Source organism: Veillonella parvula, from assembly GCF_032577575.1.
Classification (GTDB): Bacteria; Bacillota; Negativicutes; order Veillonellales; family Veillonellaceae; genus Veillonella.
The window spans coordinates 311,127-326,337 of sequence record NZ_JAWFVO010000002.1 but is presented as its reverse complement, the minus strand read 5'-3'; the positions used below and the strand labels follow the sequence as shown (position 1 = coordinate 326,337).

The 15,211-nt window shown below is 37.1% G+C and carries 14 protein-coding genes; 13 read left to right on the top strand and 1 reads right to left on the bottom strand.

What is annotated here, in order from left to right; all coding sequences use genetic code 11:
• The first annotated feature begins 1 nt into the window (after position 1).
• From trpCF to trpA, 3 genes are read left to right on the top strand one after another with little or no spacing between them, the layout of a single operon-like run.
• Positions 2-1,468, top strand: a complete 1,467-nt coding sequence (trpCF, locus tag E7K77_RS05425; RefSeq protein ID WP_325306405.1) for a bifunctional indole-3-glycerol-phosphate synthase TrpC/phosphoribosylanthranilate isomerase TrpF — start codon at positions 2-4, stop codon at positions 1,466-1,468.
• Positions 1,469-1,510: 42 nt separating this feature from the next.
• Positions 1,511-2,704 (top strand): tryptophan synthase subunit beta, encoded by a 1,194-nt coding sequence (gene trpB, locus E7K77_RS05420; protein WP_278605042.1) that lies wholly within the window; start codon positions 1,511-1,513, stop codon positions 2,702-2,704.
• The gene (gene trpA / locus E7K77_RS05415) at positions 2,697-3,488 is read left to right on the top strand and encodes a tryptophan synthase subunit alpha (RefSeq protein ID WP_278605043.1); all 792 of its coding nucleotides are present in this window, start codon (positions 2,697-2,699) and stop codon (positions 3,486-3,488) included. The genes trpB and trpA overlap by 8 nt, the downstream gene beginning before the upstream one ends.
• Before the next feature lie 141 nt (positions 3,489-3,629).
• Here trpA and E7K77_RS05410 read toward each other — a convergent pair whose 3' ends face one another.
• Complete coding sequence (locus E7K77_RS05410) at positions 3,630-3,926, bottom strand: hypothetical protein (protein ID WP_278605044.1); 297 nt, start codon at positions 3,924-3,926, stop codon at positions 3,630-3,632.
• A 174-nt stretch (positions 3,927-4,100) separates the two neighbouring features.
• Here E7K77_RS05410 and E7K77_RS05405 point away from each other — a divergent pair, with 174 nt between their 5' ends.
• From E7K77_RS05405 to ileS, 10 genes are all read left to right on the top strand, one after another.
• A complete protein-coding gene (locus E7K77_RS05405; protein WP_325306404.1) occupies positions 4,101-4,988 on the top strand; it encodes a DUF805 domain-containing protein in 888 nt (295 codons plus the stop codon).
• A gap of 3 nt (positions 4,989-4,991) precedes the next feature.
• Positions 4,992-5,561 (top strand): DUF805 domain-containing protein, encoded by a 570-nt coding sequence (locus E7K77_RS05400; protein ID WP_278472840.1) that lies wholly within the window; start codon positions 4,992-4,994, stop codon positions 5,559-5,561.
• Between the two features lie 218 nt (positions 5,562-5,779).
• On the top strand, positions 5,780-6,415 hold the full coding sequence (locus tag E7K77_RS05395) for a DUF805 domain-containing protein (RefSeq protein WP_325306402.1): 636 nt from the start codon (positions 5,780-5,782) through the stop codon (positions 6,413-6,415).
• A gap of 464 nt (positions 6,416-6,879) precedes the next feature.
• The gene (locus E7K77_RS05390) at positions 6,880-7,074 is read left to right on the top strand and encodes a helix-turn-helix transcriptional regulator (RefSeq protein WP_012863766.1); all 195 of its coding nucleotides are present in this window, start codon (positions 6,880-6,882) and stop codon (positions 7,072-7,074) included.
• 544 nt (positions 7,075-7,618) lie between these two features.
• Positions 7,619-8,236 carry a CPBP family intramembrane glutamic endopeptidase gene (locus tag E7K77_RS05385; protein ID WP_287526316.1) on the top strand — a complete coding sequence of 206 codons (618 nt, stop codon included), beginning with the start codon at positions 7,619-7,621 and terminating at the stop codon, positions 8,234-8,236.
• Positions 8,237-8,286: 50 nt separating this feature from the next.
• Positions 8,287-8,703 carry a hypothetical protein gene (locus tag E7K77_RS05380; RefSeq protein WP_325306401.1) on the top strand — a complete coding sequence of 139 codons (417 nt, stop codon included), beginning with the start codon at positions 8,287-8,289 and terminating at the stop codon, positions 8,701-8,703.
• Positions 8,690-10,423, top strand: a complete 1,734-nt coding sequence (locus E7K77_RS05375) for an ABC transporter ATP-binding protein (RefSeq protein ID WP_287526319.1) — start codon at positions 8,690-8,692, stop codon at positions 10,421-10,423. The genes E7K77_RS05380 and E7K77_RS05375 overlap by 14 nt, the downstream gene beginning before the upstream one ends.
• Entirely contained in the window at positions 10,404-11,633 is a 1,230-nt protein-coding gene (locus E7K77_RS05370; RefSeq protein ID WP_287526322.1) for a radical SAM/SPASM domain-containing protein, read from the top strand. The genes E7K77_RS05375 and E7K77_RS05370 overlap by 20 nt, the downstream gene beginning before the upstream one ends.
• Before the next feature lie 12 nt (positions 11,634-11,645).
• Positions 11,646-11,900 (top strand): hypothetical protein, encoded by a 255-nt coding sequence (locus E7K77_RS05365; protein WP_012863771.1) that lies wholly within the window; start codon positions 11,646-11,648, stop codon positions 11,898-11,900.
• A 450-nt stretch (positions 11,901-12,350) separates the two neighbouring features.
• Complete coding sequence (gene ileS / locus E7K77_RS05360; RefSeq protein WP_287526325.1) at positions 12,351-15,185, top strand: isoleucine--tRNA ligase; 2,835 nt, start codon at positions 12,351-12,353, stop codon at positions 15,183-15,185.
• Positions 15,186-15,211 lie beyond the last annotated feature (26 nt).

The following is a 15,211-nucleotide window of genomic DNA, read 5'->3' as shown; positions in this document are numbered from 1 at the left end:
ATTGATTTTAGATAAGATTATAGAGGCTACCAAAATTCGGGTAGCCCAAGAAAAACAGGTGGAGTCTCCTGAGGCTGTGAAAGCAGCGGCTTTAGCGTTACCATCTGATACAGGATTTCCTTTTGAAGCAGCCCTTCGTCAGCAAGACTTCAACTTTATTTGCGAAGTAAAGAAGGCATCTCCATCTAAGGGAATCATTGCTGAGGACTTCCCATATTTAGACATCGCTAAAGAATATGAGGTTGCTGGTGCAGCGGCTATCTCTGTATTGACGGAGCCAGACTTCTTTAAAGGCGATAAAAAATATTTGCAAGAGATTGCAAGCACCGTAAAAATTCCCGTGCTTCGCAAGGACTTTATCATCGATGAATACCAAATCTACCAAGCGAAGGTTTGGGGCGCTAGTGCCATCTTATTAATCTGTGCATGCCTCGATGTGCCAACATTAACAAAGTTCCGTGAGCTAGCTGATTCGCTTGGATTGTCCTCTTTGGTAGAGGCTCATGATGAGCACGAAGTACAAATGGCCATCGATTGCGGTGCGCGTATTATCGGCGTTAACAACCGCAATTTGAAAGACTTTACTGTAGATGTACAAAACAGTGTACGCTTGCGGAATCTCGTTCAAGACGATGTGATCTTCGTATCTGAAAGCGGCCTTGAAACACCAGAGGATATTCAAGTGTTGCGGGATAACAATATCGGCGTAGCCTTGATGGGTGAAACCTTTATGCGTTCTCCTAACAAGGTGGAGAAATTAGCATATCTCTATGGTCCAACCTACTACACACCAAAGGTTAAGATGTGCGGTATCTCCAAAGTGGAAACAATCCCTGCTGTAGTAGAAGCAAAACCAGACTACATGGGCCTTGTATTTGCATCAAGTAAACGACAAGTCACTGTAGACCAAGCTAAGATTTTAGTAAGTGAGCTACACAAACAATATGCAAATCGATATAACAGAGATGTCATACAATGGAGTAATGATGTAGTACAAGAATTTATTAAAACGGTAGGTGTTTTCGTCAATGAAACGCTAGAAAATCTCGTTACGATTGCCACAGAAGTAAATCTTGATGCGGTGCAATTGCATGGCGATGAAGATGAAGCTTTCATCCAATCCTTAAAAGAACGTACTAATGTAGAGGTCTGGAAGGCTGTTCAAATCCGTAGCGCTGCAGATGCAGAGGCGTGGATTGATAGTAGTGCGGATATGCTATTATTTGATGCGTACCACAAAGATGAGCGCGGCGGTACAGGCGAAGTATTCGACTGGTCTTGCTTAGATGAGTTTGAACGACCATTTATGCTGGCTGGTGGTATCGATAGCACCAATGTGGCGCGTGCCATTCGTACGGTTCGACCGTACGGCATCGATATCAGTAGTGGTATTGAAACAAATGGCGTGAAGGACGATGAGAAGATAAAAGCTTTCACCAACATTGTGAGAACAATAGCAATGCTATAATATGGCGTGCTAGCAGGAATGGTATATAGAAAGGTAAGTTATATGAGTGAACAAAGACATGGTTATTTTGGATCCTTTGGGGGTCAATTTATGCCAGAAACATTGATGAATGCAGTCATCGAATTGGAAGAGGCGTACAACAAGTACAAAGATGATCCTGATTTCGTGCACGAACTTGAGGATTTACATAAAAAATATACAGGTCGCCCATCTCTTTTATACTATGCGGACCGTATGACAAAGGACCTTGGGGGAGCCAAAATTTATTTAAAACGTGAGGACTTAAACCATACTGGTTCTCACAAGTTGAATAATGTAATCGGCCAAATGTTATTGGCAAAACGGATGGGTAAAACACGCGTTATTGCTGAAACTGGGGCAGGTCAACACGGTGTGGCAACGGCCACTATTGCTGCATTGATGGGCATGGAATGCGAAGTATACATGGGTGCAGAGGACTGTGAACGTCAAGCGCTTAACGTATATCGTATGGAATTGCTAGGTGCTAAGGTGCATCCTGTAACAACAGGGACTAGCACATTGAAAGATGCGGTTTCCGAAGCGTTGCGCGAATGGACAAACCGCATGTCCGATACGCACTATGTATTGGGCTCCGTTATGGGTGCCCATCCATTCCCTATGATCGTACGCGATTTCCAATCCATTATCAGCCGTGAAGCGCGTGAACAAATCCTCGAAGCAGAAGGTAAATTGCCAACAGCTGTTATGGCTTGTGTAGGTGGCGGCTCCAATGCGATGGGCATATTTTATCACTTTATTCCTGATGAAGGTGTTCGTCTCATCGGTTGTGAAGCAGCAGGTCGCGGCATCGATACAGAGGAACATGCAGCAACAATCGCAAAAGGTTCTGTTGGTATCTTCCATGGCATGAAATCCTACTTCTGCCAAGATGAAGACGGTCAAATTGCTCCAGTATATTCTATTTCTGCAGGTCTCGATTACCCTGGTATCGGTCCTGAACATGCGTACTTGCACGATAGCGGTCGTGCTGAATATGTGCCTGTAACGGATGACGAAGCAGTAGATGCTTTTGAATACTTGTCTCGCTTAGAGGGCATTATCCCTGCTATCGAAAGTGCTCACGCGGTGGCGCATGCTCGTAAAATTGCTCCTACTATGAGCAAGGACGACATCATTATTATTTGTTTATCTGGTCGCGGTGACAAAGACGTAGCGGCTATGGCGAAATATAGAGGGGTGGATCTTCATGAGTAAAATTAAAGACGCTTTCACAAAGGGCAAGGCATTCATCCCGTTCATTAGTGCTGGTGACCACGGTATTGAAAATACAGAACGTTATATTCGCATTATGGTGAAAGCCGGTGCAGACATGGTGGAAATCGGTATTCCTTTCTCCGATCCCACAGCGGAAGGCCCAGTTATCCAAGAAGCAAGTACACGCGCATTATCTACAGGCGTAAAAATCAATGATATCTTCGATATGGTGCGTAGTCTGCGTACAGGTGATGATGCGGTGACTATACCGCTCGTATTCATGACCTATTTGAATCCTATTTACGTATTTGGTCGTGAAAAATTCTTTACCCTCTGTGAAGAGGTGGGAATCTCTGGTGTTATCGTACCAGACATGCCGTTTGAAGAAAAAAGCGAGCTTGCTAGTGTGGCTCATAAGCATGGTGTTGAAGTTGTATCCTTAATTGCGCCAACATCTGAAAACCGCATCGAAATGATTGCCAAAGACGCAGAAGGCTTTGTATACTGTGTATCCTCACTTGGCGTTACAGGCATGCGCAGTGAAATTAAGACGGATATTAAATCCATTGTTGAAATGATTCGCAAATATACGGATATCCCTGTAGCTGTTGGTTTTGGTATCTCTAAGCCAGAACAAGCGGAAGCTATGGCGCGCGTATCCGACGGTGCTATCGTAGGCTCTGCCATCGTTAAAATCGTGGCAGAACACGGTGAACATGCGGACAAAGCGTTGTTTGATTACGTACAATCCATGAAACAAGCTGTTCTAAAGGCTGGCGCATAACATAATAACTCATATAGCCTTGGGAAAAATTATATAGGGGATAACACAAAAGGACGTTATACAATGTATAACGTCCTTTTCATTGGTTGGTTAATTTAGTTTTGTGTTTTTAGGGCTAGTAATATGTATTATGCGCAAGGCTTAGTCATTAGAAGATTCAGAACGTTGATGTCGTTCACTGCGTTTTGCTGTTGCATTTTTATCATGCTTTTCACGTTCAGATATTCTATGCTTTCTGTGCTTTTTCTTTTTATCATTTACTTTGTACCATGGATGATCGCTGCTATCTACTGTGCCATCATCATTTTTTACCATGCGATGATTTTCACCGATTTTGAAGTGATAATCTTTAGCTTGGGCTACATTGGTACCAATACCAACTGTTAAGAAGGCACCTAAGCTAGCTAAAGCTACTGCTTTCATTAATTTAGCTTTCATAATTATCTCCTGTATAATTAATTGTACGAATTTTAGTTGTAAGAAATATATCTGTAGTATAGGCATATTTCATGAACAAAAAATGAATCAACTAAGTTGATAAATCATAGTATAATAGGAATATCTATATATGTTTATTATTTAATATTATCTAAGATTTATAGTAGGAGCTTTATGAAACAGAGAGTATACGAAATCCTCTATCGTGAGTTAGTGGAAAACTATGCGAACAGTAAGGGACGTACAAATACAGCCGATTTTTGGCTCACCATAAGCGCTATATCCTTTGTATATGGCTTAATTATATGTATTACAGGTCTTGCAACCTATATACCGTACGGATTTCTTTATGTTGTCTCTATCGGTGGCGGCGTATTATTTGTACTGTCCATCCTGTTATGCTTGCCGAAGATTATGTTAATGGCAAGACGGTTACGAGACTCTAATAATGATCCAATGTTGATGATTTTGCTTTTGGTTCCTATTTTAGGCTGGCTTGCATTATTGTATCTATTCTGTAAGCGCACATCGCCTGTATCTAATGGATTAGAGGAAAAACGTTCCGTATCGGGCCTCTTTATTGTGGCTATATTAGTATTAGGCTGCCTAGCTATTAGTGCAGGTAGTACAATGATTAATCATAATTTTATAGTAGAGGAGACTGCTTATGGCAATTTGGAACCTAGTTCGTTAACGAAACAAGCTAATCGTCTTTTACAAAGTGAAACGGCTACAACAGAGGGGCGTACTGTGGTAAGTAATTATTATGAAGCCCTCAACAAAAAGGATTATCATGGTGCATATCGTTATTTGAGTGCTCGCGCTATGGAACGATATGGTACCTTTGAACTATGGGAACAAGCCATGGCTAAGGAAGAGGTTCCTAAGGTAAAAGCGATACAGCTTGACTATGTTTCTCAAGACCAAGATGATGATATTGTTGTAAATTATATGGGCTTTACCGTTACCTTTGAAGATAATCTAGAGCCTCTATTAGTTCGTTTGCATAATGAAGGCAAAGGCTGGGGCATTGTTGCTATTGAAGCTGCGGAGGAGGATTAGGTTATGTCAACCATAAATATATATGATTTGAATTATACCGATGCCTTCAAATTAGGTATTAAGAATTATGCTAATTTTAACGGTCGTGCTAGCCGTAGTGAATATTGGCGATTCGTGGCAGGCGTTACGCTGATTCAAGGGGTACTTGGGATTTTGGCTTTACTATGTAGTAACTTGGGCTTCCCTAATTATGAAACGCTTATCGATAATGTTGCTGTAGGGGTATCCCTTTTCTTTATAGTTCCCAATATAGCTATCACAGCGCGGCGTATGCATGATATTGGCCGGAGTGGTTGGACGCAGCTAATCTCATTTATTCCTGTTATAGGATTCTTTATATTTCTCATTTACGAATTGCGTCGTGGCGATCAAAGAGAGAATTCATATGGTGAAAGAACCGGATATACACCTATTACTCCTGAGGTTAGCAAAGCTACTGGTCTAGAAGAAACTCCATCCCGTCGCCAAGATTGGGCGATGGGGATTGCTATCTTTATTATCCAATCTATTATTATTGCCGATATCATTAGAGAGATATTATGGTATGGTATTAATGGGAATGGATATATGTAATAAAGATCTGCATTTATTAACAATCTCATTATTTTATTTTATAAAAGTTTAACATCTCCTTTATAGACAATATAACACTTTGTAGTAAAATGAATTTCAGATGAATTCAAAAATATAGATATTAATAAATAAAAAATATCTAAGTTGTTATATGTGTTAAGTACAGCAGGACTTCGTAATCTTTGCTGATTCCTGTTTGTAACTAGAAGGAGTTTATTATGAAATCTTGTCCCTACTGTGGACATGAAGTGTTAAAAACAGATTGTTACTGTCCAGAATGTGGGCATGTTAGTAGGCCACAAATCTCGTTAGATAAATACAATCTAGGCTTGATTGAAAACTTTAAACAATGTTTGGTTTATAAATATGCTGACTTTGATGGTCGTGCAAGTCGTAGTGAATATTGGCATTTCTTTTTAGTCTATCAATTGTTGTTTGTGGCCATTCTGTTTACCTGTGCTTTTTTGAGCTATATTAGCCCACTGTCTAGTGTAGTAGGCGTAGGTTTTGGCTTGGTCATTCTTGTTCTTTTGTCCATGATTATGGTTATTCCTGGCGTGGCCGTTTCAGTACGACGCTTACACGATCAAGGCCGATCAGGCGGACTCGTATTTATTGGATTCATTCCGGTGGTAGGGACCATTATCCTGTTGATCCTTATGGCTCTGCCTGGTGAAAGCCAATCAAATCGCTTTGGCTCCCCTACAGGTCAAGTAGTTGTAACAAAACAAATGGCCCGTGAATTAGGTCTTATTGATACTACACCATCTATGGGACTAACTGCAGGACTATTCTGCGCTATCTTTGTGCTCTGGTTCTTGGTAGATAAACTACTTATGACTAGTGTGATGTAGGCTATGATGTAGTCAATAATACTGATAATATTAACTCTCTTTATGGTTCTGCTATAAAGAGAGTTTTTGTTTTTGATATACGATAGATATGAAATGCCGTTCTTTTATGTCAAGTAATTTAAAGAAAACATGAATTTTTAATTTATGCTTGCAATATAAAAATAAAAAAAGTATAATTGATTTGACAAAAGGTAAAGTATATTTTACAAAAAGTAAAGTAGAGGTTACATAAAGTAAAGCTTACTAAAAGTAACTTTAATTTAACTGTAAGTACAATAGACTTTGCTAGACGTAGTTTTTTTATTTTATTGTAGTAAATGTAAGACGTGTTGTATCGAATGTAAGACGTGTTGTACCGATTGTAAGACGTGTTGTATTGAATGCAAGAGTGTTGAAGTCTGTTTTGGAATAATAGATAGAATTATTTTACAATGACAGACGAGTAAAAGGGAGTAGTGGGAGAAATGGCAAACAAAATTAAGCTTTATAGAACGATGTTGGGCTTATCTCAGCATGAATTAGCGGGAAAAGTAGGTGTTACTAGAGCGACAATTAATAGTATCGAAAATGGAAAAACGATTCCTAGTTTAAAATTAGCAAATGATATAGCCGTAGTTCTCGGTAGAAGTATAAACGATGTATTTTATACATTGAATTAAAAAATGATTAATTTAATAACTAGTAGATAATAAACCTGCATTATTCATGACCACTGAGCAAAGGCTATTTCATAATTTTTAAGTTCATATTTCTTTGTGATTTTTATGATTGCAAGGAATATGCATAGGCCTTGAATGGTGGAATATTGGATGAATGGAGGTTTTATTATGTTATTTGCAAAACTTTTTAATTCTGGCAATTGTGTTTCTATAGGCTTCTATATCTGTGGTAGTTATGGACGAGGTGGATGGTAATTAGTAATCCTCGTTATTGATAAACGTTATTTATTTTAATACAGTAATTTAATATAATGATTTTAATTTCTACTAATTGAATAAATCCACCATTTAAGGCTATATTATTTTGTATTTTAAACAAGTCATATAATAAGTTTTATGTTTTTCGAGGGTGTGGGAGATGCTCTGGAGGTAATGTTAAATTACATCTTTTCAGATTATCTTGCACACTCTTTTTTTATTATTGTTATTAGATATTAGGCTCTTTAATAATGTCAATAATTGGTTGTTGCAAAGGTTTTGAAAAATGGATCGAAGCAAATCATATAAAGAAAAAATCTATATCGATATTGTTGTTTTATCTATATTTCCAGTTTTCTTTACGATTATCTCAGGGATAATCGTAGACCTTCTTATTGGTGATTTACGATATGGGCATCTTTCTTCAGCACTTACAGTTTGGATAAGTATGATTATAGGAATGTTCATTTTTCCTATTATTTATTTGCGTAAGAATGATAATGCTGTGTGTAATCCTGTTGATTTAGGGTTGAAAATTGATTTTCCTCTCGATGTAATTCTTATCACACTTGTGATTATATTTCTTATAGTTGTAAAGACTATGATTTTTAAAGGAGATATTGTTTTTGCTCTTGTGCAGAACATACCAATCGCTTTTTGTGAGGAGTTTTGGTGTAAAGGTGTTATCTTTACACAATTGAAACATATATTCAAAAATAATTATATAGTTATACTTATATCGGCAATAATATTTGCTTTTATAACGCATTTAGGACAGAGTTTTTTAGCGAATCTTGTCGTTAGGTTTCCATTTGGACTTGTTTCTGGATTTATTTATTATAAAACTGGAAAATTAATTTATCCTGTTTTATTGCATTTATTATATAATGCAATGATTGTTTGACTCATCTTTTCAATCATTCATTGTTAATAATTGAAGGAGGCCAGCAATTTATGAAGAAATATACTTTTATATTATTACTCGTCTATATAGTTAGTATATTAGTTATAACGATGTGTGTTGAAAAAATTAATGCATTATCTATTTTAGGTATATTTGCATGTCAACTTATTGTTTCAGTTATTCTCTTAATTCTATCTAAAAATAAAGGTAGAAAAAGTTTAAAAGTGTTAGTGGGAATAAATATAGTTTTCTTTTCAGTATATAATATTTTACAAAACTTTTTTATTTTGACTGGCAGCAGACTTGAAAGCGTTTTACAGAATAGTAATTTTGTAAATAGTAATAATATTTCCGAATCGTTGAACAGTCCGATAGAAAATACTATTACTAGTATTATAATTGTCATAGTTATACACTGGTTTGTTTTTTATAAGCTTAATAGAGATCAGAACAATGAAACGATTTAGTTTACTATTTCAAAGACCTTTACTTGCCATAGGTTCTTTGATTTTGGCTGTTCTTTATTCCATAATGATGCCGATGTTAGCAATATTGATGCAATGGATTACTAATTCGTTAGTTGAAAATCAGGGAATTGATTTCTTCCAGATATTTATATGCTTAGGGTTTGCGATAGGTATTTTTATATTATCTACTTTATATGTATTGACAAAAGATAGATTGATTAATTTTATAATAAAAAATGAGAAACAACGCATATTCAATCAATTATTCAGCAAAAATATAAGTGACTTTCGAGAGGATAATACATCTACTTATACTACCATTCTGAATCAAGATATATATATTATAGAGCGAGACTATTTTGAGACACTATACAGTATTATAGGAGCTGTATCTACTGTTATTGTATCACTTGTGATTATGTGGTCCATATATTTCAAAATAGTCTTCATTATGTTAGGTCTTGTGATAATTGGGTTGGCTATTCCTAATTTATTGGGATCTAAGATGGGGAAATATAAGAAAGAATATCTTGGTAGCTTTGGACAGTTTAATGGAGTCATAAAGGATTATTTCAATGCCTTTGAAGTGATAAAGTCGTATCGTGTATTGAAAAATATTATAAGCTCTTTTAATTTTTATAATAATGACCTTGAAAATAAGAGGCTAAGGAGTAAATTATTTGAAGATTTCGTTCTGCTGCTTTCTACTTTTACTGCATTCATTCTAGGACTTACCATGTTTTTGATATGTGCGTATTATGTAAGTATAAATGAAATACGTGTAGGAGATATGATTGCGGTCGTACAGCTTTCAAATAGTATTATGAGTCCCATCATGATGATACTACTGTCGTTAGGTCAAGTTGTTTCAGCAAAAAAAATATGGAATCATATCGATCAGATTAAGTTGAGAAAAGATAACGCAACTGATATTGATACAATTGAGAAGCCTATTAATAATCAAATTAATTTTTCTAAAAGTATAGATTTTAAACATATAAGTTTTGCATATCCCGGAAAAGAACGAAATATACTCAATGATATTAATCTTAGTTTCAAAAAAGGTAAAAAATATGCAATTGTAGGCACATCTGGGAGTGGTAAGACGACATTGTTGAAACTGATTTTACGTTATTATGATAGTTATTTAGGAAGCATAACTTTTGATGAATATGACTATCATCAAATTAATGATGAAGTAGTGTATGACAATATCACTTATATGCAACAACATAGCGTAATGTTTAATGATACTTTGGAATACAACTTGACATTAGGCAATACTGTTTCAGAGGAACTCCTATCTCAATCCATTGATAAAGCAAATTTAAAGGGGATTATAGAACGTTTGGATAAAGGAATTAAAACAATTGTTCAAGAGAATGGAAATAACTTCTCCGGTGGAGAGAAAAAGCGGATTGAAATATGTAGGGCACTTTTAAAACAATCAAATATTATTATAGTTGATGAGTTTTCTTTTGGCCTGGATAATCTTACAGCGAAAACTTTGGAACAGGAACTTGTAAGTCTTGATGCAACTGTTATTAATGTAACGCATTTTTTAGAAAAAGATATTTTGAAACTGTATGATGAAATTATTGTAATAGAAGATGGAACTATTAAAGAGGTCGGCTATTTTGATGATTTGTATAAAAAGGGATTTCTATTCTATAGACTAATTGAAAAAGGAGGGCTAATAAATGAACAGCATGCTTCATGATAGAACATATTTATTTAATATTAAGGGAGTAAATATTATTGGCAATGGAGAAAATGGGGCAATAATAGGATTAGATGATGCCGGTATAGACTTCGTTAATAGAATGAAAGCAGGCTTAATTGAAGAAGATACGCTTAATAATGATGAAAAACAAATTATGGCTGCATTAAATGAGTTTGGTTATTTTAAAAAAGACACTAGTGTCTTGAAAAATGCCTATCTTCATGTGACGGATAGATGTAATTTAAGTTGTGTAGGTTGTTACTCGTATATAGAAGAAAGAAATACACAAAAAGATTTAACTACTGCACAGTTAAAGCATATTGTTGATCAATTAGCAGCTTGTGGGGTTGAGCGGTTAGTTATATCAGGTGGAGAACCTTTTATAAGAAATGATATGGCAGACATTTTGGCACATATTAAAAAACATAATATAAGTGTTGCGGTCATTACTAATGGTACAATGGATTGGAATCGAGTAGAGAAAGCAATCCCCTTCATTGATAGTTTAAGTGTATCTGTAGATGGATATAATAGAGAAACCAGATTTATCAGAAATGAAGGAATAATGGGCAAGGTCTTAGATTTTGTGGAACACTTTAAGAGTCTTGTACATGTTCATTTGATATTTACTTTACATAAAAAGAATATTAAATATATGAGAAATTATATTCGGCTGGCTGAAGGTTTAAAAGTATCCTTTAATTTCAGTATATTTACAGTCGATCCATATGATAAAACTTTCTCAGACTTTATTTTAGATGATAATGATATTTATGAAATTGTAAAAGTAATTAATGAAGGAGACAATGTTTATATAGAAGATAGTGTTATTAATGGAAATAGTGATGGAATAGAGGGTCTATGTTGTAAAGTGGGCTGTGGATTGGGTTGCAAAATGGTTAGTATTGCAGCAAATGGAGAGGTTTATCCATGCCATATGCTTCATAAGGATACTATGAAGATGGGGGATATTAAAACGGATTTTTTGAAGAATATTCTAAAAAATAAGGAATCTATATGGTCTCATATGACAGTAGATAATGTTAAAGGTTGTAGTAGTTGTGACTATAAATATATGTGTGGCGGAGGTTGTCGAGGAAGATCTTACTTATATGATAATGTTATAGACAATAAAGATCCATTCTGTATGTTAACAAAGTTATATTTAGAACAGCGAACTAAAGTTTTTGAAAATTTTACAAAGTAATGAGGTGATAATATGGCTTTTGGTGCAGAAACAATTACAAGATGGCAAAATAAACTTGTTCAATATTTTCATGATAATGGTGCTTGTTCAGAGGATTCAGCATTATCAGAATATGAGGTTTTACAGGCCAGTGCCATTAATAAACGGACCTTACGTATATTGATTCGTGAAGGGGTTATTGTGAAATGTTCCAAAGGGTTATATTTAGATGTAGATAAATGGGATACTTTTAAGCATTCTATAAAGCGATTTTTTCTTATATGTTAGTTGGAATATTTTAAATACTAGAGGTATACGAACAAATAAGTATAATGAGTCTATTAGTATAAATAGAATATATATTTGACAATTATGTTGTTTCCAGCCTATAATTATCTATTATATGAATATTGCGTTGAAAAAGACGGCATGTCTCAGACGGATTTTGTAGAGACCAAACTCATGGGCTGAAAGGTTTGGAAATCTAGAGATGTGCGGATCACTTTGGAGCAAGCGGCAACGCCGCCGGTGAACACCGTTATATGTTTAAGTGGCTTTCACAATATGAGAGATGAGTTGCGTCTTATGTGTTACAATCATGTGCTAACATGGTGTGACAATCGCAGAAATGCGGTGGCGCTAGCTTTCACAAGTAACGAGAGTCAGTAGGGTGGTACCACGGATATGACGTCCGTCCCTTCGGGGGCGGGCGATTTTTTTATGTAAAAGGAGCACATCATGGATTACGGTAAGACGTTACATTTGCCTGAAACAGAATTCCCAATGCGCGGCAATTTGCCTAAGCGTGAACCAGAAATCTTAAAATTCTGGGAGGACAACAAGATTTATCAAAAACGTTTGGAATTGCGTAAAGACGCAAAACCTTTCATTTTGCATGATGGCCCTCCATATGCGAACGGTAAATTGCACATCGGTCATGCCCTCAACAAAACGTTGAAGGATATCATTATGAAATACAAGACTATGACTGGTCACTATACGCGTTATATCCCAGGTTGGGATACGCATGGTTTGCCAATCGAGCATGCGGTTATCAAAAACACAGGTCTTAACCGTCATGAAATGGCTCCATTGGACTTGCGCAATAAATGTAAGGAATATGCATTGGAGTGTGTAGAAACACAAAAACAAGACTTCATTCGTTTTGGTGTATTAGGCGAATGGGATCGTCCGTATTTGACATTGCGCCCTGAGTTCGAAGTAAAACAACTTGGTATCTTCGGCGAAATGGCAAAACGCGGACACATCTATAAAGGTCTTAAAACTGTATACTGGTGCACTCACTGCGAAACTGCATTGGCAGAAGCAGAAATCGAATATGCTGAGAAAAAATCCTTCTCCATCTACGTAAAATTCCCTTACGTATCCGAGAAAAAGGTAACATTGCCAGCTGGTGTAGATCCAAAACAAGCATTTGCTGTTATCTGGACAACTACTCCTTGGACAATGCCTGCCAACGTAGCAATCTCCGTTAACCCTGATCTTGAATATGGCTGGGTAAAAGTAGGCGAAGAATATTACTTGATGGCTACTGAGCTAGTTGATGCGGCGATGAAAGATATCGGTATCGAAGACTACGAAATCGTAAATCGCTTCTCTGGTGCAGATTTAGAATTGGCTGAATTCAAACATCCATTTGTTGAACGTAATGCTACAGTATTGTGTGGTGACCATGTAACACTTGAAGCAGGTACTGGTTGCGTACATACAGCACCTGCACACGGTGAAGATGACTTTAACATCGTTATGCGTTATAACAAGGAAGGCAAAACTGAACTTCCTATCGTATCTCTTGTTAATGAAACTGGTAACTACACAAAACAAGTAGACGACAACCGTTATGGCGATACTGAATTTCCATTGGCTGGTGTAGAAATCCACGATGCAGAGGTGCCTGTAATCAAAATCTTAGCGCACAACAATGCATTGCTTCACAAATCTAGCTTGCGTCACCAATACGCTCACTGCTGGCGTTGTAAAAATCCTGTAATCTACCGTGCCACAGAACAATGGTTCTCCTCTGTAGATGGGTACCGTCAACAAGCTCTTGATGCAATCGACAATCAAGTGCAATGGATTCCTAAATGGGGTCATGACCGTATCTTCAACATGGTTCGCGATCGTGGTGACTGGGTAATTTCCCGTCAACGTATTTGGGGCGTGCCAATTCCTATTTACTATTGTGAAAGCTGCGGCGAGCACATCATCAACGATGATACTATCAAAGCATTACAAGAAAAAGTAGCCGTAGAAGGCTCCGATGCTTGGTGGGCTCATAGTGCAAAAGAATTGTTACCAGAAGGTTTCAAATGTCCTCATTGCGGTCATGATGAGTTCAAAAAAGAAACAGACATCATGGACGTATGGTTCGACTCTGGTTCCTCTTGGGCTGGCGTACTCGAAGTTAATGATCTTGATGTACCATGTGCTATGTACCTTGAAGGTTCCGACCAACATCGCGGCTGGTTCAACTCTTCCTTGTTAACTGCAGTGGCAACAACAGGTAAGGCACCTTACAATTCCGTATTGACTCACGGCTTCGTCGTGGACGGCGAAGGTCGCAAAATGTCTAAATCTGTAGGTAATACAGTAGCACCTAGTGATATCATCGATGTATACGGCGCTGATGTTATGCGTTTGTGGGTATCCTCTGCAGATTACCAAGCAGACGTACGTTTGTCTAAAGACATCGTAAAACAATTATCCGAAGTATATCGTAAGATCCGTAATACATTCCGCTTCTTGCTCGGCAACTTGGATGACTTCAATCCAAATACTGATAAAGTGGCTTACGCAGATATGTCCGAATTCGATAAATGGGCATTGTTGCGCTTAGAAGAAGTGCGTCAAAAGGTTACTGATGCGTACGAAAATTATGAATTTCACATGTTATACCATGCAATTCATAACTTCTGTACCGTGGACTTGAGCTCCATCTATCTTGATGTAATGAAAGATACTATGTATGCTGAAAGCAAAAACAACGTAGCTCGTCGTTCCGCTCAAACGGCTATGTATGAAATCTTGAAAACATTGGTAGCTATGGTATCTCCAGTGCTTTCCTTTACAGCAGAAGAAGTTTGGAAATACATGCCTAAAGAAGAGGGTATGCGCGAATCCGTTATGCTTCAAGATTGGCCACAAGGTCATCCTGAACACTTCAACCAAGAATTGGCTGACAAATGGAACCAATTGTTAGACTTGCGTACATCCGTACAAAAAGCTTTGGAACTTGCGCGTCAAGACAAAACAATTGGTCACCCATTGGATGCATCCGTTACGGTATACGCTGAAGGCGCTGCATTTGATGCATTGAATGCTCTTGGTGAAGAAGGCTTGGCTAAACTCGTTATCGTATCCGAAGCTCACATCGTGAACGGCGCTGCACCGGCAGAGGCTGTAAAAGACGAAGAAACAGGCGTAGCAACAGTTGTTGTTGCATCTAATCTCGAAAAATGTGAACGCTGCTGGATCCACCGTGATACAGTAGGTCAAGATAGCGAACATCCTACACTTTGTGCGCGCTGTGCCAGCGTTGTAAAAACACTATAATAAAAAAAGACCATCCTGTTGAACTT